This is a genomic window from Pseudoalteromonas rubra, assembly GCF_000238295.3.
In the GTDB taxonomy this organism is placed as follows: Bacteria; Pseudomonadota; Gammaproteobacteria; order Enterobacterales; family Alteromonadaceae; genus Pseudoalteromonas; species Pseudoalteromonas rubra.
In genome coordinates, this window is the sequence record NZ_AHCD03000031.1 from 69,434 (window position 1) to 93,462 (window position 24,029).

The 24,029-nt window shown below is 49.0% G+C and carries 27 protein-coding genes and 11 tRNA genes; 32 read left to right on the forward strand and 6 right to left on the reverse strand.

Features of this window, described 5'->3' with window-relative positions; all coding sequences use genetic code 11:
- The first annotated feature begins 4 nt into the window (after positions 1–4).
- The 6 genes from PRUB_RS07890 to PRUB_RS07915 all read left to right on the forward strand — a co-directional run bounded on the left by PRUB_RS07890 (position 5) and on the right by PRUB_RS07915 (position 4,597).
- Entirely contained in the window at positions 5–1,024 is a 1,020-nt protein-coding gene (locus PRUB_RS07890) for an FAD-dependent oxidoreductase (protein WP_010386252.1), read from the forward strand.
- Positions 1,021–1,218: a sulfur carrier protein ThiS gene (thiS, locus tag PRUB_RS07895; RefSeq protein WP_010386253.1), complete on the forward strand. Its 198-nt coding sequence runs from the start codon at positions 1,021–1,023 to the stop codon at positions 1,216–1,218. Before PRUB_RS07890 ends, thiS begins: the two co-directional genes overlap by 4 nt.
- Before the next feature lie 2 nt (positions 1,219–1,220).
- Entirely contained in the window at positions 1,221–2,012 is a 792-nt protein-coding gene (locus PRUB_RS07900; protein ID WP_040644547.1) for a thiazole synthase, read from the forward strand.
- A gap of 84 nt (positions 2,013–2,096) precedes the next feature.
- Entirely contained in the window at positions 2,097–3,617 is a 1,521-nt protein-coding gene (thiE, locus tag PRUB_RS07905; RefSeq protein WP_010386255.1) for a thiamine phosphate synthase, read from the forward strand.
- Positions 3,614–4,366 carry a HesA/MoeB/ThiF family protein gene (locus PRUB_RS07910; RefSeq protein WP_010386256.1) on the forward strand — a complete coding sequence of 251 codons (753 nt, stop codon included), beginning with the start codon at positions 3,614–3,616 and terminating at the stop codon, positions 4,364–4,366. The genes thiE and PRUB_RS07910 overlap by 4 nt, the downstream gene beginning before the upstream one ends.
- Before the next feature lie 57 nt (positions 4,367–4,423).
- Complete coding sequence (locus tag PRUB_RS07915; protein ID WP_155946218.1) at positions 4,424–4,597, forward strand: hypothetical protein; 174 nt, start codon at positions 4,424–4,426, stop codon at positions 4,595–4,597.
- A gap of 84 nt (positions 4,598–4,681) precedes the next feature.
- Here the strand turns inward: PRUB_RS07915 and asd are convergent, their stop codons facing one another.
- Both asd and rsgA read right to left on the reverse strand, forming a co-directional pair.
- Entirely contained in the window at positions 4,682–5,548 is an 867-nt protein-coding gene (asd, locus tag PRUB_RS07920; RefSeq protein ID WP_040644553.1) for an archaetidylserine decarboxylase, read from the reverse strand.
- A gap of 34 nt (positions 5,549–5,582) precedes the next feature.
- The gene (rsgA, locus tag PRUB_RS07925; protein WP_010386259.1) at positions 5,583–6,635 is read right to left on the reverse strand and encodes a small ribosomal subunit biogenesis GTPase RsgA; all 1,053 of its coding nucleotides are present in this window, start codon (positions 6,633–6,635) and stop codon (positions 5,583–5,585) included.
- A gap of 173 nt (positions 6,636–6,808) precedes the next feature.
- Between rsgA and orn the strand changes: the two genes are divergently transcribed.
- The 26 genes from orn (at position 6,809) to alr (ending at position 20,024) form a co-directional block, all read left to right on the forward strand.
- Positions 6,809–7,354 carry an oligoribonuclease gene (gene orn, locus PRUB_RS07930; protein ID WP_010386260.1) on the forward strand — a complete coding sequence of 182 codons (546 nt, stop codon included), beginning with the start codon at positions 6,809–6,811 and terminating at the stop codon, positions 7,352–7,354.
- 365 nt (positions 7,355–7,719) lie between these two features.
- Positions 7,720–7,795 (forward strand) — tRNA-Gly (locus tag PRUB_RS26835).
- 116 nt (positions 7,796–7,911) lie between these two features.
- Positions 7,912–7,987 (forward strand) — tRNA-Gly (locus PRUB_RS26675).
- Positions 7,988–8,103: 116 nt separating this feature from the next.
- Positions 8,104–8,179 (forward strand) — tRNA-Gly (locus tag PRUB_RS26740).
- A 116-nt stretch (positions 8,180–8,295) separates the two neighbouring features.
- Positions 8,296–8,371: transfer RNA gene (locus PRUB_RS07950), tRNA-Gly, on the forward strand.
- A 70-nt stretch (positions 8,372–8,441) separates the two neighbouring features.
- Positions 8,442–8,517, forward strand: a tRNA-Gly gene (locus PRUB_RS07955).
- 118 nt (positions 8,518–8,635) lie between these two features.
- Positions 8,636–8,711, forward strand: a tRNA-Gly gene (locus tag PRUB_RS07960).
- Between the two features lie 116 nt (positions 8,712–8,827).
- Positions 8,828–8,903, forward strand: a tRNA-Gly gene (locus PRUB_RS07965).
- Between the two features lie 116 nt (positions 8,904–9,019).
- Positions 9,020–9,095: transfer RNA gene (locus PRUB_RS07970), tRNA-Gly, on the forward strand.
- A 116-nt stretch (positions 9,096–9,211) separates the two neighbouring features.
- A tRNA-Gly gene (locus PRUB_RS07975) sits at positions 9,212–9,287 on the forward strand.
- A 116-nt stretch (positions 9,288–9,403) separates the two neighbouring features.
- A tRNA-Gly gene (locus PRUB_RS07980) sits at positions 9,404–9,479 on the forward strand.
- A 116-nt stretch (positions 9,480–9,595) separates the two neighbouring features.
- Positions 9,596–9,671, forward strand: a tRNA-Gly gene (locus tag PRUB_RS07985).
- Between the two features lie 222 nt (positions 9,672–9,893).
- Complete coding sequence (rpsF, locus tag PRUB_RS07990) at positions 9,894–10,235, forward strand: 30S ribosomal protein S6 (protein WP_010386261.1); 342 nt, start codon at positions 9,894–9,896, stop codon at positions 10,233–10,235.
- 30 nt (positions 10,236–10,265) lie between these two features.
- Entirely contained in the window at positions 10,266–10,595 is a 330-nt protein-coding gene (priB, locus tag PRUB_RS07995; RefSeq protein ID WP_040645535.1) for a primosomal replication protein N, read from the forward strand.
- A gap of 12 nt (positions 10,596–10,607) precedes the next feature.
- Complete coding sequence (rpsR, locus tag PRUB_RS08000) at positions 10,608–10,835, forward strand: 30S ribosomal protein S18 (RefSeq protein WP_010386263.1); 228 nt, start codon at positions 10,608–10,610, stop codon at positions 10,833–10,835.
- A gap of 35 nt (positions 10,836–10,870) precedes the next feature.
- The gene (gene rplI, locus PRUB_RS08005) at positions 10,871–11,323 is read left to right on the forward strand and encodes a 50S ribosomal protein L9 (protein ID WP_010386264.1); all 453 of its coding nucleotides are present in this window, start codon (positions 10,871–10,873) and stop codon (positions 11,321–11,323) included.
- 411 nt (positions 11,324–11,734) lie between these two features.
- Positions 11,735–12,154, forward strand: a complete 420-nt coding sequence (locus PRUB_RS08010) for a type IV pilin protein (RefSeq protein ID WP_010386265.1) — start codon at positions 11,735–11,737, stop codon at positions 12,152–12,154.
- Positions 12,141–12,602 (forward strand): pilus assembly FimT family protein, encoded by a 462-nt coding sequence (locus PRUB_RS08015; protein ID WP_010386267.1) that lies wholly within the window; start codon positions 12,141–12,143, stop codon positions 12,600–12,602. Before PRUB_RS08010 ends, PRUB_RS08015 begins: the two co-directional genes overlap by 14 nt.
- Positions 12,593–12,988, forward strand: coding sequence for a type IV pilus modification PilV family protein (locus PRUB_RS08020; RefSeq protein WP_010386268.1), 396 nt, complete (start codon positions 12,593–12,595; stop codon positions 12,986–12,988). The genes PRUB_RS08015 and PRUB_RS08020 overlap by 10 nt, the downstream gene beginning before the upstream one ends.
- An 8-nt stretch (positions 12,989–12,996) precedes the next feature.
- Positions 12,997–13,509: a PilW family protein gene (locus PRUB_RS08025; protein ID WP_010386269.1), complete on the forward strand. Its 513-nt coding sequence runs from the start codon at positions 12,997–12,999 to the stop codon at positions 13,507–13,509.
- Positions 13,510–13,513: 4 nt separating this feature from the next.
- The gene (locus PRUB_RS08030) at positions 13,514–15,253 is read left to right on the forward strand and encodes a DUF7305 domain-containing protein (RefSeq protein WP_010386270.1); all 1,740 of its coding nucleotides are present in this window, start codon (positions 13,514–13,516) and stop codon (positions 15,251–15,253) included.
- Positions 15,254–15,407: 154 nt separating this feature from the next.
- Positions 15,408–15,959: an RNA polymerase sigma factor gene (locus PRUB_RS08035; RefSeq protein WP_010386271.1), complete on the forward strand. Its 552-nt coding sequence runs from the start codon at positions 15,408–15,410 to the stop codon at positions 15,957–15,959.
- On the forward strand, positions 15,952–16,437 hold the full coding sequence (locus PRUB_RS08040) for a hypothetical protein (protein WP_010386272.1): 486 nt from the start codon (positions 15,952–15,954) through the stop codon (positions 16,435–16,437). The genes PRUB_RS08035 and PRUB_RS08040 overlap by 8 nt, the downstream gene beginning before the upstream one ends.
- Before the next feature lie 9 nt (positions 16,438–16,446).
- Positions 16,447–17,388: a DUF4097 family beta strand repeat-containing protein gene (locus PRUB_RS08045; RefSeq protein ID WP_010386274.1), complete on the forward strand. Its 942-nt coding sequence runs from the start codon at positions 16,447–16,449 to the stop codon at positions 17,386–17,388.
- 119 nt (positions 17,389–17,507) lie between these two features.
- Positions 17,508–18,887 carry a replicative DNA helicase gene (gene dnaB / locus PRUB_RS08050; protein ID WP_010386275.1) on the forward strand — a complete coding sequence of 460 codons (1,380 nt, stop codon included), beginning with the start codon at positions 17,508–17,510 and terminating at the stop codon, positions 18,885–18,887.
- A gap of 48 nt (positions 18,888–18,935) precedes the next feature.
- Positions 18,936–20,024 (forward strand): alanine racemase, encoded by a 1,089-nt coding sequence (gene alr, locus PRUB_RS08055; protein ID WP_010386276.1) that lies wholly within the window; start codon positions 18,936–18,938, stop codon positions 20,022–20,024.
- A 9-nt stretch (positions 20,025–20,033) separates the two neighbouring features.
- Here alr and PRUB_RS08060 read toward each other — a convergent pair whose 3' ends face one another.
- The 4 genes from PRUB_RS08060 to PRUB_RS08075 form a co-directional block, all read right to left on the reverse strand.
- Positions 20,034–20,465 (reverse strand): secondary thiamine-phosphate synthase enzyme YjbQ, encoded by a 432-nt coding sequence (locus PRUB_RS08060; protein ID WP_010386277.1) that lies wholly within the window; start codon positions 20,463–20,465, stop codon positions 20,034–20,036.
- On the reverse strand, positions 20,462–20,929 hold the full coding sequence (locus PRUB_RS08065; protein ID WP_010386278.1) for a chemotaxis protein CheX: 468 nt from the start codon (positions 20,927–20,929) through the stop codon (positions 20,462–20,464). The genes PRUB_RS08060 and PRUB_RS08065 overlap by 4 nt, the downstream gene beginning before the upstream one ends.
- A gap of 72 nt (positions 20,930–21,001) precedes the next feature.
- Entirely contained in the window at positions 21,002–21,436 is a 435-nt protein-coding gene (locus tag PRUB_RS08070; RefSeq protein ID WP_010386279.1) for a transcriptional repressor, read from the reverse strand.
- 43 nt (positions 21,437–21,479) lie between these two features.
- Positions 21,480–23,975, reverse strand: coding sequence for a putative bifunctional diguanylate cyclase/phosphodiesterase (locus PRUB_RS08075; RefSeq protein WP_010386280.1), 2,496 nt, complete (start codon positions 23,973–23,975; stop codon positions 21,480–21,482).
- Positions 23,976–24,029: the final 54 nt, after the last annotated feature.

Below are 24,029 nucleotides of genomic sequence, written 5' to 3' on the forward strand. Positions count from 1 at the left end.
CAAGATGTCCCAGACAAATAAACCGCGCGTTGCCATCGTCGGTTTTGGCCTGATCGGTCGGGTGACTGCGCTGATGTTGGCCGAACACTATCACCTGAGTATCTTTGAACGTGACCCGGTCTCGGCGCCTTCCAGCGTCGGGACTTTAGCTGCGGCCATGCTCGCACCTATGGCTGAATCTGTGATTTGTGAGCAAGATCTGGCGGAGCTGGGCTTAGAAGCGATGACCCTATGGCCTGAGTTGCTGGCCAAACTTGATACGCCGGTATTTTTTCAGCAGCAAGGGACCGTGATTGTTGCACACCAGCAAGACAGGGGGGATTTACTGAGTTTTCAGCGTCGTCTTAAGCCTCTGGCTGGTCATCAGGCACAAAGCCTGGATGGCCGTGGCATTGGCGCGTTAGAGCCTGAGTTAGCTGGTCGATTTCATCAGGGGTTGTATTTACCCTGTGAAGGTCAACTCGATAATCTGGCGTTCTTTGCGGCGAGCCTCAGTACACTACAGAAAATGGGCGTGTGTTTTCATGAGGGGGCTGATGCACAGATCGAACAGGGCCGCGTAAATGATGAGGCGTTTGACTGGATCATCGATTGCCGCGGGTTAGACGCAAAAGCACAGAGCCCGGGGTTACGTGGCGTGCGGGGGGAAGTCGCACGCATTTATGCGCCTGAGGTGAACTTACAACGCCCAGTGCGTCTCATGCATCCGCGTTATCCACTCTATATTGCACCTAAGCCAAATCATGAATTTGTGATAGGTGCCACCGAAATTGAGTCTCAGGATCGGGGTGATATCACAGTACGTTCGACGCTGGAGTTGTTATCGGCGGCTTATACGGTGCACAGTGGTTTTGCTGAGGGGCGTGTGATGTCATTACGTGCAGGGTTACGCCCTGCATATAAAGACAATCGCCCACAAATCAGTGTTACAGACAATGTGATCCGAATTAATGGTCTGTATCGACACGGCTTTTTGCTGGCACCTGCTGTGGTGCAACAAGCGTTACAACAAGGGGTATTATGAATATTAATTACAATGGCCAGGCACTCACGTTGTCGCAGCCACACTCTCTGTTAGAGGTAATTGAAGCACAGGGGGCGAAAGCACCTTACGCGGTTGCACTCAACGGCCAGTTTGTACCGCGCAGTGGACTGGCGGAGCAGCGATTGCAAGAAGGTGACAGCATTGAGTTGTTATCGCCTATTCAGGGAGGCTGATGATGCAGACTGATACGCCTTTCACGGTTTATGGAGAGCAGTTTGACAGTCGATTGTTGATAGGCTCTGCACTTTATCCCTCGCCGGAAGTGATGCAGCAAAGTTTGCTGGCTTCTCAGGCACAAATCGTGACGGTTTCTTTACGGCGACAAAATTCTGTATCTGCCGGGGATGATTTCTGGCAATTGATCAAGGATACTGGTTTGCGGGTATTACCCAATACAGCCGGGTGTCACAGTGTCAAAGAAGTGGTGACGCTGGCGCAAATGTGCCGCGAAGTATTTGCCACTGACTGGATAAAGTTGGAACTCATCGGGGATGAATACAATTTACAGCCTGATCCGATCGCGTTGCTTGAAGCCACCGAGATTTTAATAAAGCAGGGGTTTAAAGTGCTGCCCTACTGCACCGATGACTTAGTGGTGTGTCAGCGCCTGGCGGATCTGGGCTGCGAAGTTTTGATGCCCTGGGGTGCCCCCATAGGTACTGGTAAAGGCTTACTTAATCCCTATAATTTGCAAACCATTCGTGAGCGTTTGCCCAATCATACTTTGATTGTCGATGCGGGGCTGGGCTTGCCATCTCATGCCGTTCAGGCGTTGGAGCTGGGCTATGATGCGGTGTTGCTCAATTCGGCTATTGCGGGTGCCGGGTGTCCGGTGACTATGGCCAGCGCCTTTCATCACGCGGTGGTTGCCGGGCGTGCTGCCTATGTGGCGCAGGCGATGCCTGAGAAAGAGGTGGCGGCACCTTCTACCCCAACTATGGGTATGCCTTTTTGGCATCAGAATTAAACACACGTTTACGTGTCGTGAAGACTGTGTGGCGTATTACACTTAATCTTACGCCCATGTTCAACAGAATAAGTAGGAGTAATTGTGGCTGAACTGGTATGGACCATTGCAGGGTCGGACTCGGGTGGGGGAGCAGGCATACAGGCTGATGTGAAAGCTATGCACAGCTTTGGTGTGCAAACCTGCACGGCCGTAACCGCACTGACGGCGCAAAATAGCCTCGCGGTAGAGGAAATTAACGCAGTGTCCAGTGAAGTGCTGGAATCTCAGTTGCTGGCGCTTGAGGCTGATCTAAAAGCGACCGTGATCAAGATTGGCATGCTGGCCAATAGTTCGCAGATCCAGCTGGTGGCAGAACACCTGGCCCAGTACAAAAGCCGTTGGGACAATCCACCTGTGATTGTGTTCGACCCGGTTGCCATTGCATCTAGTGGTGATGCGCTGACGGAAGAAGACACTCTGGATGCCCTGAAAAAGTACTTACTGCCATTGGTAGATGTGATCACACCCAATACTCAGGAAACGCAAGTATTGACTGGCGTATATCTGATTGGTCCGGATGCCGTCAGAGATGCTGCCCGTAAGCTGCGTGAATTTGGCGTCAAATCAGTGATCATTAAAGGGGGCCACTGGGATTACCCCAGCGGTTATTGTATCGATTATTGCTGGAGTGAGGGGGAAGAGTACTGGCTAGGTAACGAGGCGATACAAACACCACACAGTCATGGCACTGGTTGTAGCTTTGCATCCTCTGTTGCCGCGTGCCTGGCGAAAGGCTACCCGATCAAAGATGCGTTTATTCTGGCCAAAGCCTATATCAATCAAGGGCTGAAAGTGGCACAGCGCTTTGGTGAGGGCAGGGGTCCCCTGGCTCATGGCGGATTTCCAGAGAATATCTCAGACTTTCCTCAGGTGATAGAGCCTGGCAGCTGGCTGGGTGATGAACTGGAGTTTGCGGTTAGCGAAGAGTTTAACTTTGCTGCAGGCTTTGCACCGGTGGGAGAAGAACTGGGGCTCTATGCCGTCGTTGATTCAGTAGACTGGGTGGAAAAGTGTCTGGCTGAGGGCGTGAAAACCGTGCAACTCAGAATAAAACAGGCTGACGAGGCTACGCTGGAAGAAGACATCCAGTGTGCTATCACTCTGGGGGAAAAGTATCAGGGCCGGGTTTTTATAAACGACCATTGGGAGCTGGCCATTCGCCACGGGGCTTATGGTGTTCACCTTGGCCAGGAAGATTTGGATTCGGCCAATCTGGTTGCGATTCAGCAGGCGGGGCTACGCCTTGGGGTATCAACACATGGCTTTTACGAAATGCTCCGAGCCCATAACTACCGCCCCAGCTATCTAGCATTTGGGGCGATATACCCGACCACGACGAAAGACATGACAGGTCAAATCCAGGGGCTGGAGAAACTCAGGCATTTTGTGCCTCTGATGCGTGAGACTTACCCCACGGTGGCCATCGGGGGGATCGACCTGACTCGCGCTCCTCAGGTCGCTGCAACGGGTGTCGGGAGTGTCGCTGTAGTGCGTGCCATTACCGAGGCCAGTGACCCCAGGCAAGCGATTATTGACCTTAAACGGGCCACTGGCGAATCATGAGTACAGAGCTCAGTGACAAAGAGCGGCTGAGATACAGCCGCCACTTGCTGCTCAATGCGGTATCTGAAGCTGGCCAGATCCGGCTCAAAGATGCCCGAGTGGCCGTAATTGGGTGTGGTGGCCTGGGAAGCCCTGCGCTGTTTTACTTAGCGGCAAGCGGTGTTGGTCAGTTGACTTTTTGTGATGATGATGCGGTTGAATTATCGAATTTGCAAAGGCAGATATTGTATAAGATCAATCACATTGGTCAGTCAAAAGCAAAAGCAGCTGGGAAAGTCTTAGCGAGTCTGAATAATCAAATATCACTTATCCCGCTGTCATTGAAGCTCGACACGAGTAACATAGACACGGTGCTGCAAGACAGTGACTGGATCCTTGATTGCAGCGATAACTTCGCCACGCGCTACTTACTGAATCAGTATTGTCTGCGTGAGCGTAAAGTACTTATCTCTGGTGCAGCGCTGGGCACTCAGGGACAGTTTATGACTTTTGATTTCAGAACATCGTCTCCTTGCTATCATTGCGTCTTCCCTGAGTCGCCAGCGCCTAGCGAATTAAATTGTCAGAATGCCGGAGTCGTCAGCCCTTTACTTGGCATGATTGGCTCTATGCAGGCGATGAAAGCGGTCAGTTTGATTGTCTCTGGTGTACCAGACAAGGCGAGTGAGATGCTAGTGGTTGATGCGTTAAGTTTGCAGCAGAGGCAATTTGCACTGGAAAAAGATCCCGCCTGTACTGTGTGCTGCTAATCTTGTCATGTCACTGTGTTTTTGTGTTGTCGATTTATTCATCAATAAGGAAATGTTATGAAAATCACACTCTCTAAAAAGAAGCTCAAACAATTAAGCTCGCAAAGACGTGAGATAAACCCGCAGGAAACCCCTAAAGTTGCTGGTGGGGTGTCGGTACTTGCGCCTTGCTATACAGGTCCGGCTGGTTCGTGCGTCTGGTCTGTGTGTACGCTGATTGGATGTCCTTAACGCTCAGTTTAGCACCCATATCAGGGTACTCTGACACTAAAAAGCCCGCATGTGCGGGCTTTTTAGTGTCTTACCTGGGTGGGGTTAGTCACGAATGGTCGCGAATGGCGTGCCCATGCGGGTAACTGTTTCTGGCAACTGGTTTGCCAGGAAGTCCGCTTTATCTTCTCCCCAGGCCAGGATCACAGTTGAGCCCAGCTTAAAGCGACCCATTTCGTCGCCTTTTTTCAGCTTAACGGCGTTGTCACCCTCGGCCGGGTAATCCCAGCTGAAGACGTCTTTGCCTGCGGGTGGAGTCACAGTGCCTGCCCAGATGGTTTCAATGCTGGCGACTATGGTTGCGCCCACCAACACCATGGCAAGGGGACCGATTTCAGTGTCGAAGATGGCCACAACGCGTTCGTTACGTGCAAACAGGTTCGGGACGTTTTGTGCTGTCAAAGGGTTTACAGAGAACAGATCGCCAGGCACGTAGATCATCTTTTTAAGCGTACCATCAAGGGGCATATGAATACGGTGATAGTCTTTGGGTGCTAGGTAAATAGTGGCAAATTTACCACCCAGATACGGCGCTACGTCTGACTCTTTGCCACCCAGCAGGGTTTGCAGGCTGTAGTCATGACCCTTGGCCTGAATGATCTGACCATCTACCACATCGCCCAGCTGGCTGATGGCGCCGTCAACCGGGTGTGCCACGATGCTGGCTTCCTCAGCAAGCGGGCGGATCCCAGGCTTGAGCGGGCGAGTAAAGAATTCATTAAAGGTTTTATAGTGAGCTGGATCTTCATGCCGCGCTTCACTCATGTCTATCTTGTATTGTTTGATAAACAGTTTAATTAAGGTGGTTGTCAGTGCACCCGCTTCGGCTGCTGCCAGTTTTCCCACCAAACGTGATACGGCATGTTTGGGTAAAGCATATTGCAGGGCAATTTTTAGTTTATCCAAGTTCACTTTTATTATTCCTGAAAAAATTTTGAAGATAGTATCAAACTCTTGGCGCGCGCGCACCTGCACGGCCATCTGCCATTGACTCCAGAATGCGGTGATAGCTGTCGAAGCGCAGTTCGCTTATTTTGCCTTCGTCAACCGCTTCCAGGATCAGACAACCAGGATCGTTCAGATGTTTGCAGTCTCGAAAACGGCAGCCACCGATAAACTCTCGGAACTCTTTAAAGCACCAGGTCACGCGTTCTACTTCGAGATGCCACAGACCAAATTCACGGATCCCCGGGCTGTCTATCAGGTTACCGCCACTGGGTAAATGATGCAGTTTAGAGACGGTTGTGGTGTGCTGGCCCAGGCCACTGTTTTCAGACACTTCCTGGGTGAGGATGGCTGCATCAGGCAATACCGTATTGACCAGCGTTGACTTCCCGACCCCAGACTGACCAACGAAGATATTATTCTTATCTGTTAGCAGGGCTTTGAGCTCATCGATCCCTTGGCCTGTCTTGTTACTGACCAGTAAGACGCGGTAGCCTAAGTCGCGATAGATATCCAAGACTTCATCGACATAGTCGAGGCCTTCGTCATCGAGCAGATCGATTTTGTTGAGCAACAGAATTGGTTCAATGCCCATGTCTTCACAGGCGACCAGGTAACGGTCAATGATCTGTGGGGTAAATTCAGGCACCACGGCGGACACCATTAAAATCTGATCTACGTTGGCTGCTACTACCTTAACGCCATCATAAAAATCCGGACGGGTAAGCTGAGAGCGTCGAGGCTCGACGGCTTCTATAACGCCGGCCAAATCGCCTTCACTCACTTTGGCGCGACGGAAAATCACTTCGTCACCACACACTAAGCTGGTGACGGTACGGCGGATATTGCAGCGTAGCACGTCGCCATTTTCGCACTCGACATCGGCATGTTGCCCAAAGCGGCTGATCACCACTGCAGGTTCTGTGGGGCCCAGATTGTCTGTTTGCCAGCTAACCTGAGTGTCGGATTGTTGTTTCGCTTTATGCAAGCGTTTTTGATGATTGGCACTGATCCGTCTGGATTGGCCCTTACTGAGTTTTTTGCGTTTTGCCATATCTAATAAACTCGCGACACGATTTATTGCTATCGAGTGGTATACAGGCCAATCATGGACTATAACTCAATAAATTGCCCCGCTTTGTAAAAAAAAGCTTTTGGTCGAGTGATGAAGCTAATATGATATATCTAATTGCATTGGATCTAAAGGAAAGTACCGTTAGGTAGTGTATGTCTTTTCATGAATCAAACCTGATCTGGCTCGACTTAGAAATGACGGGTCTGGAACCTAAAACAGATAGGATCCTCGAAATTGCCACTGTGATCACAGACTGTGATCTTAACGTTCTGGCTGAGGGACCTGTAATTGCTATCCATCAAAGTGATGAATTACTTGATAATATGGATGAATGGTGCACAAACCAGCATGGCCGCTCAGGCCTTACTGCGCGTTGTAAGGCCAGTTCTCATTCTGAATCTGATGCAATCAAACAAACCTTGGACTTCCTGAAGCAATGGGTGCCGCCGGGCAAATCGCCTATGTGTGGTAATTCGATTGGCCAGGACCGTCGTTTCCTCAATAAATACATGCCTGAGCTGGAAGAATACTTCCACTACCGCAACCTGGACGTTAGCACGATTAAAGAGCTGGCACGTCGCTGGAAGCCTGAGCTGTTAAACGGGATCCACAAAAAGAGCTCTCACCTGGCTCTGGACGACATTAAAGACTCCATTATGGAGTTGAAGGTCTATCAGCAAAAATTCTTCAATCTTTAAAAAATTTAGAAAAAGTACTTGCAATGCTTTTTCTATCTTGTAGAATCCTGCCCCGCTCAAGACGGCAAACATTGTTTGTTGCTTGTGCGTGATGCGGCACTAGCTCAGCCGCTAAAACGTTAGACGCGACCTCAAGGTTGCGCCCAGCGGGAAACTAAGAGCTACATTATGATGCGGCACTAGCTCAGCTGGTAGAGCGCGACCTTGCCAAGGTCGAGGTCACGAGTTCGAACCTCGTGTGCCGCTCCAACACTTCTTCAGGTGTATAAACCAGATACTTTTTATGAAGCAGTACTAGCTCAGCTGCTAAAACGTTAGACGCGAACCTTCGCGCTCCAGCGTTTGAAACATGAGTAATCAGGAATGCGGCACTAGCTCAGCTGGTAGAGCGCGACCTTGCCAAGGTCGAGGTCACGAGTTCGAACCTCGTGTGCCGCTCCAACACTTCTTCAGGTGTATAAACCAGATACTTTTTATGAAGCAGTACTAGCTCAGCTGCTAAAACGTTAGACGCGAACCTTCGCGCTCCAGCGTTTGAAACATGAGTAATCAGGAATGCGGCACTAGCTCAGCTGGTAGAGCGCGACCTTGCCAAGGTCGAGGTCACGAGTTCGAACCTCGTGTGCCGCTCCAACACTTCTTCAGGTGTATAAACCAGATACTTTTTATGAAGCAGTACTAGCTCAGCTGCTAAAACGTTAGACGCGAACCTTCGCGCTCCAGCGTTTGAAACATGAGTAATCAGGAATGCGGCACTAGCTCAGCTGGTAGAGCGCGACCTTGCCAAGGTCGAGGTCACGAGTTCGAACCTCGTGTGCCGCTCCAACACTTCTTCAGGTGTATAAACCAGATACTTTTTATGAAGCAGTACTAGCTCAGCTGCTAAAACGTTAGACGCGAACCTTCGCGCTCCAGCGTTTGAAACATGAGTAATCAGGAATGCGGCACTAGCTCAGCTGGTAGAGCGCGACCTTGCCAAGGTCGAGGTCACGAGTTCGAACCTCGTGTGCCGCTCCAACCTACAATCAGTTTACTCGACTGACTAAATAACGAGTTTGTATTGGATTATATTTCCATACCCTGTGATGCGGCACTAGCTCAGCTGGTAGAGCGCGACCTTGCCAAGGTCGAGGTCACGAGTTCGAACCTCGTGTGCCGCTCCAACACTTCTTCAGGTGTATAAACTAGATACTTTCTATGAAGCGGCACTAGCTCAGCTGCTAAACGTTAGACGCGACCCGTCGCGCACCAGCGTTTAAATTCAATCGGGCAAATAATAAAGCGGCACTAGCTCAGCTGGTAGAGCGCGACCTTGCCAAGGTCGAGGTCACGAGTTCGAACCTCGTGTGCCGCTCCAACACTTCTTCAGGTGTATAAACCAGATACTTTTTATGAAGCAGTACTAGCTCAGCTGCTAAAACGTTAGACGCGAACCTTCGCGCTCCAGCGTTTGAAACATGAGTAATCAGGAATGCGGCACTAGCTCAGCTGGTAGAGCGCGACCTTGCCAAGGTCGAGGTCACGAGTTCGAACCTCGTGTGCCGCTCCAACACTTCTTCAGGTGTATAAACCAGATACTTTTTATGAAGCAGTACTAGCTCAGCTGCTAAAACGTTAGACGCGAACCTTCGCGCTCCAGCGTTTGAAACATGAGTAATCAGGAATGCGGCACTAGCTCAGCTGGTAGAGCGCGACCTTGCCAAGGTCGAGGTCACGAGTTCGAACCTCGTGTGCCGCTCCAACACTTCTTCAGGTGTATAAACCAGATACTTTTTATGAAGCAGTACTAGCTCAGCTGCTAAAACGTTAGACGCGAACCTTCGCGCTCCAGCGTTTGAAACATGAGTAATCAGGAATGCGGCACTAGCTCAGCTGGTAGAGCGCGACCTTGCCAAGGTCGAGGTCACGAGTTCGAACCTCGTGTGCCGCTCCAACACTTCTTCAGGTGTATAAACCAGATACTTTTTATGAAGCAGTACTAGCTCAGCTGCTAAAACGTTAGACGCGAACCTTCGCGCTCCAGCGTTTGAAACATGAGTAATCAGGAATGCGGCACTAGCTCAGCTGGTAGAGCGCGACCTTGCCAAGGTCGAGGTCACGAGTTCGAACCTCGTGTGCCGCTCCAACACTTCTTCAGGTGTATAAACCAGATACTTTTTATGAAGCAGTACTAGCTCAGCTGCTAAAACGTTAGACGCGAACCTTCGCGCTCCAGCGTTTGAAACATGAGTAATCAGGAATGCGGCACTAGCTCAGCTGGTAGAGCGCGACCTTGCCAAGGTCGAGGTCACGAGTTCGAACCTCGTGTGCCGCTCCAACTTTTCTCTCGTTTTCGACCTTCATTTTATCCTTATTTTCTCATTCTGACTTACTCACTCAACTTTAAATCTTATTCCACCAATTTTCAGAGATAAACTGATTGCTTATTTTTAGCACGACACGTAAAATACGCGCTCTTTCGGCCTAACTAACTTTAGTTCCTTGCCTTACCCCGACTGGCCGAAACGGGACAAGGCTATATTAACCGTAAGGAATATCCATGCGTCATTACGAAATCGTATTCATGGTTCACCCAGACCAAAGTGAGCAAGTACCTGGTATGATCGAGCGTTATACTGGTGCCATCACAGAAGCTGGCGGTAAAATCCACCGTCTAGAAGACTGGGGCCGTCGTCAACTGGCTTACCCAATCGAAAAGCTTCACAAAGCACACTATGTTCTGTTGAACGTTGAAGCACCTACTGAAGTAATCAGCGAGCTTGAAACTTCTTTCCGCTACAACGATGCAGTGCTTCGTAACCTGGTTATGCGTACTAAGAACGCTGTAACTGAAGCGTCTCCTCTTGCTAAAGAAGAGAAAAAAGAAGCAGCAACTGCTTAATCGTTTTTGATTCGGAATTGACCTGGTAGTTTGGTGAGCACTCAGCCTGAACTGTATACAAACCAGCTAGTATTATCTGGCACGGTCTGTAAGCCACCTAAGTACAGTCAAAGCCCCGCCGGCATCGCGCATTGTATTTTTGTTTTAGAACATAAATCTATGCAGGTAGAAGCCGACCTAAATCGTAACAGTTATGTACGTATTCAGGTGGTTGCCAGCGGACAGCAGTTCCGGACTCAACTAGAGCATTTATACGTTGGGCAGACCTTACAGGTACGCGGTTTTTTAAACCGACACGAAAGTCGCAGTGGCTTGAGTCAACTTGTATTACATGCACAACATATTGAAAGAATTAATTGAGGAAATTTACTCATGGCACGTTATTTCAGACGTCGTAAGTTCTGCCGTTTCAAAGCGGAAGGCGTACAACAAATCGATTACAAAGATCTGGCTACTCTTAAAAACTATGTAACTGAAAGTGGCAAAATCGTACCTAGCCGTATCACAGGTACTAGCGCTAAATACCAGCGTCAGCTAGCAACTGCTATCAAGCGTGCTCGCTACCTAGCCCTTCTTCCGTACACTGACTTACACAAGTAAGCAGCTGATTAACAGTTTTTAAAAGGTGTAGAGACATGCAAGTTATTCTACTAGACAAGATCGCAAACCTAGGTGGCCTAGGTGACCAGGTTTCAGTTAAATCTGGTTTCGCACGTAACTTCCTTTTCCCTAAGGGCAAGGCAGTTCCTGCAACTAAAGCTAACATCGAAACTTTCGAAGCACGTCGTGCTGAGCTTGAAGCGAAAATCGCTGAAGAGCTAACTGCTGCACAAGCGCGCGCTGAAAAACTAGAAGCACTTGCTGAAGTGACTCTGGTTTCTAAAGCGGGTGACGAAGGTAAGCTATTCGGTTCTATCGGTACTCGCGATATCGCCGACGCTATCACTGCAGTAGGTCTTGAAGTTGCTAAGTCAGAAGTTCGTCTGCCTACCGGTACTATCCGTGAGACAGGTGAGTTCGACGTAACTATCCAGCTTCACACTGACGTGACAACAGCTATCAAAGTAATCGTGATCGCTGAAGCTTAATTTTATTAAGCACCAACCGCGCGCATCTGTGCGCGGTTGTATTCCCAATCTCTGAAAGACAATAACAACTCCAATTTTCAGTGTGTGGATCTGATGATTATCGGGATCATCATGGAAGGTTTACAACACAAGTCGGAAAATTAATCCAAATCAAAACAACGGCGCTCGTAAACGGCTTATAGTCATTACGGGAACAATTGAAGCTTAAATTTAATGGTCTGACCTCACGGTTATTCTAGGGTAAATAGCCCGGCTGTTATAGACTGTAAGCGCGTTCCTGTTTTAGCTAATTCTGTTTTGTGATATTTTAGTTAACTGTTTTTATTACAGGCACTTTTTTTTATTGGTTAAATGTCATACAGTCTATTCAATGATTTATGACAGCGTTATCATTTAGGTGGGAAACCCAATATGCTTAAGACCTCCAGAATGCGTGGATTTACTTTGATAGAGCTGCTGATCGCCATTGCGATCGTCGCCATCCTGGCCAGTGTGGCATTGCCAAACTATGGTGAGTATGTGCGTGAAAGCAGACGACTGGATGCTCAACATTTGTTGTTGCAAACCAGTGCCACGTTGGAGCGCATTTATTCCCGCAATGGGGGTTATCCTAATACTGCAACGTTCGAGGGTCTGCCTGCTGCAGAGTACTACACGTTCAGCTATGAGGCGCGCAATAAGCCACAAGGTGCGAGCGGTGATTTTCGCAATATGGGCTATATTTTAAGAGCGACACCAGTGGCCGATGAAAGCCAGAACAGAGACGTGTGTGGCGTGCTGACTTTAGACCATTTGGGCAATCAGGGAGGCAACCTGAATGACTGTTGGTAAACATACTCAGCGCGGTGTAACGCTTATTGAATTGTTGGTGGTGTTGGCGATTATTGCCATTCTGGCTATGGTTGCAGCACCGTCTTTAGTAGGTCAGATTAAACAAGACCGGGTTAATACCACGGCAAACGAGTTAAGTAGTTTTTATCGTTTTGCACGCAGTGAAGCGGTAAAACGTGAAGTGCCGGTAAAGCTAGCACTGGAAAACAACGACTGGGTCATGAAGGTGGTTGAGCAAGGTCAGGAAGTGACCTTAAAGCGTTTTACGATTGATCATACTCAAGTGGCGGTGAACCTGGTCGACAGAACATTACGTTCAAGTGGTGAGTTGAGTGCATTTAGTAACATACTGATTTCAGATAACGATGCGACAACGAATGATGTACGTTTGTGCATTCTACACAGTGGGCAAAGTTGGTTGGGTAAGGCGACAGATAATTGCGCGTAGTAAAAGGTTTTTCATTGCTGGAAGTCATGGTGTCTATGGTCATCGCGGCCATTGCCTTGCTGGGGCTTGCCGCGGCGCAGATAAAAGCCATGCAGTTTGCACAGAATAGCTTTAACTACACCATTGCGCTGATCCACGGCCAGAATGCAATAGAACGGATCTGGCCAGATATTTGTCACTACCAAAGTGTCAATACCAGCCTGAATCCTGGTACGAATCCTACCGCGGCGGGATTGTACCCAAATGATCCGCGTTTCACTCTGACGCTACCCGACACGTTTAACCTTGATATGAGTGTGTCTGTCAGCTGGCATGACGAACGTATGACAGATACGGGGGTGGATCAAATTTCCCTACATGCCAGCTTTGTTAATGTTTGCTTATGAGTCGCTTGATGAACTGCCGCGGATTTACCCTGTTGGAGCTTTTGATAGCATTATCGATAGGGTTGTTTATGCTCGGTGGTATTGCAGTCGCCTATTCGACCATTCGCAGCACCATTGCTGTTAATCAGGAATTGGCACAAGCGCAGGAAGTGATCCGCTACACCAGTCAGCTTATGACCCGAAGTATCAAACAAACGGCTTCTACGCCCCAGGTCAGACTCAATGGTAGCGCATTAGAAGTTACTCAGGTCGCCAACACGCCGGCCTGTGATGGCAGTGTACCTGCGGTCACTTATACAGAAACTTTTTCTTTGCTTGACGGTTACTTGCTGTGTGATATCAGCTCGGATAACTTGCCTGCCCAACGTTTATTACGCGGCGTCAACGCCTTGAGCTTTTCCGTCAATGGCTTGATCACGTCGATCACGGTAACGCCAGTGGGCATTCCTGTGCAGTATGCAGCGGGGATCCAAATAGACGTAGCCGCGAGCCAGCAAGTGCTCGCGACAGCCAACTGGTGACACTATGATGATGCAGAGTATACGACAACGTGGATTTACCCTGATTAAAGTTATGCTACTGAGTTCAGTGGCCAGCGTGGTTGTGTTTGCTGCATTTAAAGATACCCTGGTACAAGAGCGCCTGAGTGGTAACTATCAAAAAGACCTCAATGCCCGTCTCCTGGCCGAAAAAGGGGTTATAGAGCGGGGTCAGGCACTTAAAGCCGCCATCACCAATAACGCCAATCTGACACTTGAGCAAGCAGTACAGCAGATAGGTGCGGGGCTGGGCACTGGCGAACTCGACGGGACAAGCTATGACGCACAGTTGTCAGTCAATGGAGACGAAGTGTCGATTGCCAGCCTGGGTCAGCGTTATGACGATCAGGCGCATGCGCGAATGGTTTCTTACTTTAAATACACGCCAGCCGAACGCAGCTCAGTGTTTCAAAATGCGGTAACCGGATGCAAAGGGGTTAATCTGGCTGGTAGTGGTCTGGTTGACAGCTATGACTCCACTGTGGGCAGTTATGAAGATACGCGCACCAGCAATGGTGATGTGAATACTGTGATTGGTGATGCCGATGTGGTACTGAATGGTCATTCACCCATTATGGGTGATGTAAAAGCATCGGGCATCTTGTATCTCAAAGGGTCTTCACCTGTCGTTGGCACTGTGCAATCGAATACCGGGATCGACATTTCTGCGGGCAGCGGGGTGCGGGTTGACGGAGATGTGCTCACTCAGGGGTTTGTTAAACACAATGGCGGTCAGATAACCGGGATACTGCGCGCAAACGGTGATGTGAGCATGAAGTGGGGCGCTGAGATCCTCAATCAAAATCAGGCTGAGCTAGATATCATGTATGGGGGAACGGGGAGTTTCCAGAGTAGTCATGTTCAGGACGGGCTGCATTACTCCGCTGATCGTTTTAACGTGAACCCTGAGGTTGAAGCGGTGCGTGTTTATGATCCAAGCTCGCCAGATTATGACCCTAATGACCCTGACAAAGAATGTGACCCGCTGGCTTTACCGCTCAATATGCCTTCAGTGATCGACAGCAATAATAACTACGCGGATTTTACGGTTGGTGCGCAGACCGACTATGTCTTCACGCCCAGTGAAGGCCGTTATATACGGGGTGGCAGCGGTACCTGGTCCTCGAGTCCTGCCGACATCTATTTGTTCCAGCATCTGACGCAAAATCATGGCCAGAGTAATACCAGCGAGTATGTCTTTGGCATGAAAAACATGAAGCTCACCAGTGATGGCACCATTACCATAGAAGGCGGAGACGTGATCTGGCTGGTTGATGGGGATCTCAAAATGACGGGCCACACCAGTATCACTATCAAAGCGGGCAGCAGCCTGGCCATTTTTGTCACCGGAAAAGTGGATTTTGGTGCGAGCGGAGTAGTGCTGACAGAGCAGGAAGGGTTGACTGACAGTGGTTTTCCAAGCCTGAGCATCTTCTCATCCTACTCAGGCCAGAATGGCATCACAATGCGAGGGGCCAGTTCAATGTACGCTGTCATATATGCGCCGGTGACCAGCATTGCTATGCGCGGCAGTGGCCAGTTTTATGGCACCATTCGTGGTGCAACCATAGATGCGACGGGCGGCAGTGGTGTGCACTTTGATGAAGCGCTGAAAAACTTCAATCTTGGCAATGGTGGCGTGATCACGCCGGCAAAACTGGAGTTTATGGGGTGGCGTTTTGAGTCTGGTGACGAGTACCAGACACCCGATGAAGAGGAAGATTAACCTGCCTGACAATTGTTTAGAAAAATTTTTCTCGCCTGTTTAAACCTTTTATTGTCCCACGCGCGTCTTATCCTCCAAACATCGCACCATTGGGTTACTTTCTTTATGGCACCTGATATGTCACGATGATGACTCGCAAGCGAAGGAATACTCTATGATAATCAATGCCAAAGAGGCATTTAACCCAGATACGATTGAGCTGTTAGTGCAGCGCGCTCAGCAAGGCGAGCAAGCTGCGTTTGAACAGCTCTATCAGCAGTGTTATCGCAGGGTGTATGGACTGTGTTTACGTTTGCTTGCTGATCAGGCCCATGCGGAAGATGCGACACAGGAGGTGTTTGTGCAGCTTTGGCACAAAATTGCCCAGTTTCAGGGCCAGTCAAAGTTCACTACCTGGCTGCATAGTGTCACATCGAATGTCGCGATCAGTTATTTACGTAAACAAAAAAACTGGCTGCAAAAAGTGGTTAGCCTCGAAGACAGTGGGATGGAACACGCCGAGATAATGCAATGCCAATCGCTCAATGGGCTCGACAAACTGATCCTACGATTGCCGGAGCGAGCGCGACTGGTGTTTGTTTTGCACGCGGTAGAAGGGTACCGCCATGAAGAAGTCGCCAATATGTTGAATATGGCGGTGGGCTCAAGTAAATCGCAGTTTCACCGGGCCAGGAAATTGCTACAGGAGTGGTATGACAATGAGTAAACCAACATTTGAGCAGTTTCTGAAACAACAGCTGCCGCGGCAGCAAGATCAGGACCAGCTGCCTGAACCACAAAGAGATTTGTGGCAGGGTATTGAAAAAGCTATCAATGTATCCAGCACAGAGGTTCCATCACGCAGTCCCTGGATAAAATTGGCGGGGGTCGCTGCCTGTGTATCGGCTGGTTTATTGAGCTGGCAGGTCATTATGACGCAGCCCAGGCAAGATACCATGACTCATATGAGCGCTTTTTTTGAGCAGAAGAAACAGACATTATTGGTTCAGTATGAGGCGCAACCCGCTTTGACGAAAGACTGGCAAGGACCACTGCAGGAACTGGAGGAAGCAGAGCAGGCGATTAAGCTGGCACTGATGAAAGATCCGGACAACGCAGCCCTGCTCAAGATGCTGGCACAGGTTTACCAGCAGCAGTTAGATTTAATCACTAAGGTACATCAGCCCCAGTGGCAACAGATTTAGGAGAGAAGCATGAAAGCAATCATTTTTGGACTGGCTACGCTGCCGCTGTTTGCCCTGGCGGGTGACAAGATTGACGAACAGATAGAAATACCGCTGGATGGCAAAGTCGTTATTGAAAGCCAGCGTGGTAAAGTGACAATTAAATCATGGGATAAGCCAAGCTTTCAGGTCAGTGGTGAACTGGACGAACTGGCCGAAGGTTATACGTTGGAAACGCAGGGCAATGTGACTGAGTTTATCGTTAAAATGCCACGTCGTAGTAAGAGCTGGAACAATCAGCGAGATGGTTCTCGGCTGACCATTTATATGCCAAGGCAAAGCGAGCTTAACTTTGAAGGGGTGAGTGTTGACGTGGATGTCAGTCATTTTGAGGCTGGTGTGGCCGTAACCACAGTCAACGGGGACATTGAGGCCAATGAGCTCAGCGGCAAGGTTGAACTGGAAACCGTAAATGGCGACATTGAAGGCAAAAAATTATCTGGCAATATTCGTTATGAAACGGTCAATGGTGATATCGAAGATATGGCATCAAATGGCAAGCTGCGTTTCAATGCGGTCAATGGCGGTATTGATAGTGTGACTCAGGCCACTGACATTCGCGTTGAAAACGTCAATGGAGAAGTCGATTTTGATATTGCCAGTCTGAAAGACTTACGCATGAGCACTGTGAATGGTGAAATCAGCGTGCGTTTGAGAGCGCTCGAAAAAAGCGCGAATATTCGCTTTGAGTCGGTTAGTGGAGATGTTGACTTTTACTTCCCGGCGGAGCTGTCTGCACGCTTTGACATTGATGCCCATGCAGGTGGACGGATCATCAATGAGCTTTCAACAGACAAAGAGAAGAAAGCCAAATATGGCCCATCCCGGGAACTTGAATTTGTGGTCAAAGAGGGGGATGTGGATGTGGAAATCGATACTGTCAGCGGACGCATTGCATTAAAGAAACTGTAATGCAGCGATGGGGGCGCGCAATGCGTCTCCTGTGGCCCACATTAGAGCGATAATCAAGATTCATTTCCACCCCAATTGCGTATACAATAACAGGTCTTTCCCTTAGTGTTTGTAGTGATATGGCGAAACCTGATCAACAAGTCGATACCCTAAAAGTCCCTCCCCACTCCATCGAGGCTGAACAGTCTGTACTTGGTGGACTTATGCTTGATAATCAGGCGTTTGATAGGGTGGCAGAGCTGGTCGTGGCACAGGACTTTTATACCCGCACCCATAAGTTGATATTTGAGGCAATGACTAAGCTGGTTGAAGTCAGTCAGCCAATTGACCTTATCACTATTTCAGAAAACCTCGAGAAGAATAACCAGTTAGAAACTGTGGGTGGCTTTGCGTATCTGGCTGAGATTGCAAAAAATACTCCCAGTGCCGCTAATATCGATGCTTATGCCAGCATAGTGCGAGAGCGAGCGGTGGTCCGTGAGATGATCACGGTTGCCAATGAAATTGCTGAGGCGGGTTTCAACCCGGAAGGACGCGACAGCCACGAACTACTGGATCTGGCGGAAAGTAAAGTATTCAAAATCGCTGAGCAACGCACTAAGAGTACCGAGGGCCCGCAGAGTATTCACAGTATTCTGGAAAAAACCGTGGATAAGATCGAAGAGCTTTACCAGTCACCGCAGGATGGTGTAACCGGGGTGAGCACGGGCTACTCTGATCTTGACCAGATGACCGCAGGCCTGCAACCGTCAGACCTGATCATAGTCGCGGCACGTCCGTCGATGGGTAAAACCACCTTTGCGATGAACCTGGCTGAACACGCTGCTATGACGCAGGATAAGCCAGTGCTTATTTACTCACTGGAGATGCCTTCAGAACAGATCATGATGAGGATGCTGGCCTCGCTGGGACGGATTAACCAGACTAAGGTCAGGACGGGTCAGCTGGATGATGATGATTGGGCACGCCTGTCATCAACAATGGGCTTGCTAATGGAAAAGGGTCAAATGTACATCGATGATGCCTCCGGTCTGACGCCGACCGATGTACGCTCCCGGGCCCGACGGATCGCGCGCGACCATGGCGGGATCAGCATGATCATGGTCGACTACTTGCAGTTAATGCGAGTCCCCAGTTTATCGGATAACCGGACCTTAGAAATCGCCGAAATTTCTCGTTCACTGAAGGCGTTGGCCAAAGAACTTCAGTGCCCGGTGATTGCCCTGTCTCAGCTTAACCGTACGCTGGAGCAGCGGGCAGATAAACGCCCGGTAAACTCAGACTTACGTGAATCAGGCTCCATCGAGCAGGATGCCGACTTAATCATGTTTATCTACCGGGATGAGGTATATAACGATGACAGCCCGGATAAAGGCGTTGCAGAAATTATTATCGGTAAACAGCGTAATGGTCCGATTGGTAAGGTTAGGTTAACCTTCCAGGGGCAATTCTCTCGGTTCGATAATTATGCCGGTCCGGCTGTGGATGACGAATACTAAAGTATTCGTCCTTTGTGACTAAATCGGCAGCCCGAATTAGGAGTATGTATGCGCCTGGCAACCGCCGAAATTAACCTCACGGCTTTAAGCTATAATTTAAAACAGATTAAGGTACTGGCACCTGGTACACGGGTTATGGCTGTGCTTAAGGCCAATGCCTATGGCCATGGTCTGGTTAAAATTGCACAGCACCTCAATGATGCAGATGCCTTTGCGGTCGCACGTATTGATGAAGCGCTGGCTTTGCGTGCCGGTGGCCTGACTAAACCAATCGTGTTACTTGAAGGCTTCTTCAACCGTGCCGATTTGCCTATTCTTATCGCCAATAACTTTGAAACCATTATTCATGATGAAAACCAGCTGCGGGCCATTGAGACCAGTCAACTGGACGCGCGTTTATCGGTTTGGCTCAAAGTAGACACAGGGATGCACCGCCTGGGCGTTGAGCCCGTGCAGTTTGAGGCATTTTATCAGCGCCTCAAAGCCTGCAACAACGTTGATCCCAAGATTAAGCTGATGACACATTTCTCCTGTGCGGATGATGTTCACAGCACACAAACACAGGTTCAGATTACCGCGTTTGAGCGTCTGGTAAAGAGTAAACCCGAAGCTAAATGTCTGGCCAATTCAGCAGGTGTAATAGGCTGGCCACAGTCACATGGCGACTGGATCCGGCCCGGTTTGATGATGTATGGGGTGTCACCTATGCTGGACCAGGTTGGCACTGAGCATGGCCTGAAGCCTGTGATGCGCCTGAAAACTCGGGTGATTGCCATCAAATCATTGGCAGCCGGAGAAAAGGTTGGGTACGGTGGCCGCTGGCAAAGTGACCAACAAACTCAGTTGGCTATTGTGGCTATGGGTTATGGGGATGGCTATCCGCGTAATGCGAGGGATGGGACACCCGTAGTCATAAGAGGTAAGCGCTATGGCATTGTTGGTGCTGTCTCTATGGATATGATCACGGTGGACATAGGCTGTAACCCGGATGACATTAGCGTTGGTGACGAGGTTGAAATGTGGGGCCCTGCGCTGCCTGTTGAAGAAGTGGCAGTGTGCGCAGGTACTATCCCCTATGAATTGCTATGCAATATCACTCCGCGGGTAAGCTATGATTACCTTGCTGAGGCAGACTGAGCGGACTGTCTATTCCAATAACTGGCCGTGCAAGGTCGCGACGATAGCACGGCTACCTGCATGATCTCTGTGTTCCCCGAGATAGATCCCCTGCCAGGTGCCTAATTGCAGGCGTCCCTGACTAACCGGGATTGTGACCTCACAACCCAGTGTACTCGACTTAATGTGAGCCGGCATGTCATCGTCCCCTTCGTAATCATGGCGATAGTAACTTTGCCGTTCGGGCACAAAGTGGTTGAAGTGACTTTCCATATCCATACGTACGGTGGGGTCGGCATTTTCATTGATGGTGAGACTGGCAGACGTATGCTGTATAAACAAATGCAACAAGCCTACTTTGTAGTAACCCAGCTGCGGTAGTTGGGTCAGGACCTCGTCATCAATCAAATGAAAGCCGCGTTGACGCGGCCTGAGTGTGATGTGTGTTTGATGCCAGCTCATAGCTTATCGAAACTCACCTCTATATTGGCGTTACCGTCATCTGACGTGAATGGCATGATGATCTTTGGACCTTCACACTTGTGGGTGATGGTGTGGCCAGGCCCGGACACCACGATGGGGGTGGCCATATCAAACTCATAGCCTTTCTCGCCCAGTAAATTTTTTGCGCCACCTGTGACCATGTTGGTGATTTCGCCAACCATATCAGTGACTTCTTCATTAATCTTTTCCGGGCGCTCACCCAGCATTCTTTCCATAATGGTCAGAGCCAGACCTTCATCAAAGCTGATAGAAAAGGAGCCTTTGGTCTGCGGGCCCACCATGCCAATCAACCCGGACACATCGCCGCGTGCCACCTCATCTTTTTTAATCTTAGGCTTACCAGGCGTTAGTTCTGTTTGTGCCATGGTGGCCAGTACATTCATCAGAGACGATAAAAAAGGGTTGATGAATTCTACATTCATATGCTTCTTCCCTAGGTTCCTACATTGTAACGGACGCTGAATTAAGTGTAGTGGGCTTTTTACTATGCTGCACTACTCATTACATTTTCCACAACGCCCGTGTGCTTCAATCGTTTGTGCTTTAACTAGAAAGCCATGCTCGGCAGCCAGGTTATTCAGTTCATGCGAAATGGAATTGGAATGCAGCTCTTGTACGTGACCACAGGAATCGCAGATCAATAATTGCACAGGGTGAATACAATCAAAGTGATGGCACAACATAAATGCATTCGTGCTTTCAATCTTATGGATAAACCCTAATTCTGAGAGAAAATCTAATGCGCGATACACAGTTGCTGGCTTAGCCCCGGATTCGGTCAGCTTGAGCTCTTCCAACAGGTCATAGGCGCCCACGCCGCCTTGTTTGGCAGCGAGTAAGCGAAAAACTTTCTCTCGGATAGGGGTAAAACGTGCCCCCCGATTGTCACAAACTTGCTTAGCTTTACTTACCAGTTGTTCTATATTCATGTTCTAAATCCTTACACTGCCATGCAATACTAACATATTCTTTTTAATAGTCTTGTATCGACAGGGATTTATTCATTATATTCTCAGGACGGGTAAAGTTGTGTTCAAGCCAATCCTGAAATGCCGCTTCAGGCATTGGCTGGCCGATCAGATAGCCCTGTCCAATGTTACACTTAAATTCCACCAGGCGGCTTAGCTGCTCGTGATCTTCTATGCCCTCTGCAATCACTTTGAGCCCCAGGCCATGCGCCATGGTAATGATATTTTTCACCAGATATGCTGATTCATTGCCAGCATGCATATCTGCGATGAAGCTCTGGTCAATTTTTAATACATCAAATGGGTATTGGCGCAGATAGTTTAACGAAGAATAGCCGGTACCAAAGTCATCCATTGAGATCAAAACCCCCATTTTTTGAAGCGTGTTAAGGGTGGCTTTAATGGTACTGTCGCCGCTTAACAGCAAGCCTTCGGTGATCTCCAGTTCCAGGGTGCCGGGTTGTAAGGCACAGTGGGCTATCAGGTGTTCCACATGGCTGAGTAATTCCGGATCGTTAAACTGGCGGGGTGATAAGTTGACCGCTAGACGCAATGACGCATTAAACTGCGTATGTATCTGCTGTAACGTACTGGCTGCTGAGTTTAAAACAAATTTACCCAAATCAATAATAAAGCCGGTTTGCTCCGCCAATGGAATAAACTCAGCAGGTGAGATTGGTCCCAGGGTTTCACTGTGCCAGCGTAATAATGCTTCAGCGCCGACGACTTTGCGTGCCTGAAGGTCAAGCTGGGGCTGGTAGTAGACTTCAAATTCCCCACGTTCTAGCGCGCCTTGCATGCTTTCTTCAAGCATCAGCCGTCGCTGTAGCGTATTACTCATACTTTCGGTAAACAAGCAATAGGTATTGCGACCTTGTTGCTTTGCATTATACATGGCTGAATCAGCTTTACGCAGCAGGTCGTTAGGGGTGTCTGCATCTTGAGGGAAAATCGCGATCCCCAGACTCAGCGAGATATTAAAAGCGCGACCGTCAATGTCAAATGGGGCATGAAAGAGTTTAACCAGCTTGGTTGCAATAGGATGGATATCTGCACTGGTTTTTAGATCGCCCAGCAAAATGATGAACTCATCGCCACCTAAACGGGCCACGGTGTCTTTTTCTCGCAGTGTTGATTTGAGTCGCTGTGCTGAGTGGATCAGGACCTTATCACCGACTTCATGTCCCATCGAGTCATTGACTTTTTTGAAGTCATCCAGGTCAATAAAGCCAACGCCAACCAGTGATTTGTCCCGCCTGGCATCGTGGATCAGTTGCTGGAGACGATCGAGAACCAAAAAACGATTGGGTAAGTCTGTCAGTGTGTCGTAAAAGGCGTGGTGAAGAATGATTTCTTCCTGACGCTTTTTATCGGTGATATTTCTTACTGCGACGACGAGGTAATCTGAACCTGGTAGTGCACTCAGTCGGGCTTCAAAATGTCGATTGCCATCGTCGAACGGTAGTGCGTATTCAATTTGAGTAAGCTGACCTGGCTTGTCAATGGCATGTATGGCACGGTTAAATGAACGTGCTGTCTGGCTAGGAAGCACATCCTGCATGGTTCTTCCCATGAACTCACTATCTGTGACAAACAGGTCACTTTTTTGACCGCAGTGATACTCCAAAATTGTCCCGTCTCTGTCAACCACGAAGAACAAGTCCGGTAGCGCAGCAAAGATACCTTCTAGTATTTCATGTTTACGTTTGGCCTGTGCTTCGGCCTGCTGCGTTTGTTTCCAACCATTCTGCAGGCTACGTGCCATCTTGTTTAAATTGTCGGCAAGGCGTTTAAATTCGCCGGTTCCTTTCGTTTCCAGCTTATCACTAAAATCAAAGCGGCTGACATGTTCACTGAGCAGCATTAGTTGCGTAACCGGGCGATGGATAAAGAGCCGCGTAAAGTACAACACCATGACCGTGAGCATCAGCGCAATAGCCAGAATGGCAGCGATTTTAATGTGACTATAATGGAGCAGCCGTGTTGCGTGCGGCTCAATAGAATATTCAGCATAGATAATTGCAGGTAACGTATTTGTGTGTTGTGTCCCGATGTCTTTTTGGTATCTAACGTAAGCTCTGAATAGGTACTGCTCTTTTGTATAGTGAATGCTGAAATAAGGCGGGGTCTGCGCATTTTGCTCGACTACTTCGCCTTGTCTAAGATTAGTTTTGCCGGGCGGCGGTGGCTGAATTGAACCACTACTATATAGGACGTCACTCTGCGTATTGAGCAGGGCCAGATATTTATACCCCTGGTCATGAGAAAACGCGCTTAAGGTACGCTGTACTTCTGTGTGTTCGTCTTCCGCAAAATGGTGATGTAATGTTAAGTTTAGAATTGATAAATCTTTTCTGATTGTGGCCTCGCTAAGTGACAGCAGGCTCTCTTTCTGCGTGTGATGATGCAGTTGTACTAACCCTGCGGCCAATAATGCTGCAAATACAAAGGCACCGAGCGTTAACCAGAACTTGAGATCTATGGAGTACAGTTTTGTCACCTGAACGTCTCACTTAGTGTATTTGTCGTAGCGAGTACAATTGCATTTTAATGT

Coding starts and splice junctions, on each gene's coding strand:
- PRUB_RS08070 (WP_010386279.1), bottom strand. CDS start 21,436: ATGAATATAGAACAACTGGTAAGTAAAGCTAAGCAAGTTTGTGACAAT.
- PRUB_RS07910 (WP_010386256.1), top strand. CDS start 3,614: ATGAGTACAGAGCTCAGTGACAAAGAGCGGCTGAGATACAGCCGCCAC.
- rpsR (WP_010386263.1), top strand. CDS start 10,608: ATGGCACGTTATTTCAGACGTCGTAAGTTCTGCCGTTTCAAAGCGGAA.
- PRUB_RS08035 (WP_010386271.1), top strand. CDS start 15,408: ATGATAATCAATGCCAAAGAGGCATTTAACCCAGATACGATTGAGCTG.
- dnaB (WP_010386275.1), top strand. CDS start 17,508: ATGGCGAAACCTGATCAACAAGTCGATACCCTAAAAGTCCCTCCCCAC.
- rpsF (WP_010386261.1), top strand. CDS start 9,894: ATGCGTCATTACGAAATCGTATTCATGGTTCACCCAGACCAAAGTGAG.
- rsgA (WP_010386259.1), bottom strand. CDS start 6,635: ATGGCAAAACGCAAAAAACTCAGTAAGGGCCAATCCAGACGGATCAGT.
- PRUB_RS08040 (WP_010386272.1), top strand. CDS start 15,952: ATGAGTAAACCAACATTTGAGCAGTTTCTGAAACAACAGCTGCCGCGG.
- PRUB_RS07890 (WP_010386252.1), top strand. CDS start 5: ATGTCCCAGACAAATAAACCGCGCGTTGCCATCGTCGGTTTTGGCCTG.
- thiS (WP_010386253.1), top strand. CDS start 1,021: ATGAATATTAATTACAATGGCCAGGCACTCACGTTGTCGCAGCCACAC.
- orn (WP_010386260.1), top strand. CDS start 6,809: ATGTCTTTTCATGAATCAAACCTGATCTGGCTCGACTTAGAAATGACG.
- PRUB_RS07915 (WP_155946218.1), top strand. CDS start 4,424: ATGAAAATCACACTCTCTAAAAAGAAGCTCAAACAATTAAGCTCGCAA.
- rplI (WP_010386264.1), top strand. CDS start 10,871: ATGCAAGTTATTCTACTAGACAAGATCGCAAACCTAGGTGGCCTAGGT.
- PRUB_RS08010 (WP_010386265.1), top strand. CDS start 11,735: ATGCTTAAGACCTCCAGAATGCGTGGATTTACTTTGATAGAGCTGCTG.
- PRUB_RS08015 (WP_010386267.1), top strand. CDS start 12,141: ATGACTGTTGGTAAACATACTCAGCGCGGTGTAACGCTTATTGAATTG.
- alr (WP_010386276.1), top strand. CDS start 18,936: ATGCGCCTGGCAACCGCCGAAATTAACCTCACGGCTTTAAGCTATAAT.
- PRUB_RS07900 (WP_040644547.1), top strand. CDS start 1,221: ATGCAGACTGATACGCCTTTCACGGTTTATGGAGAGCAGTTTGACAGT.
- PRUB_RS08065 (WP_010386278.1), bottom strand. CDS start 20,929: ATGAATGTAGAATTCATCAACCCTTTTTTATCGTCTCTGATGAATGTA.
- PRUB_RS08025 (WP_010386269.1), top strand. CDS start 12,997: ATGAACTGCCGCGGATTTACCCTGTTGGAGCTTTTGATAGCATTATCG.
- PRUB_RS08045 (WP_010386274.1), top strand. CDS start 16,447: ATGAAAGCAATCATTTTTGGACTGGCTACGCTGCCGCTGTTTGCCCTG.
- PRUB_RS08030 (WP_010386270.1), top strand. CDS start 13,514: ATGATGATGCAGAGTATACGACAACGTGGATTTACCCTGATTAAAGTT.
- PRUB_RS08060 (WP_010386277.1), bottom strand. CDS start 20,465: ATGAGCTGGCATCAAACACACATCACACTCAGGCCGCGTCAACGCGGC.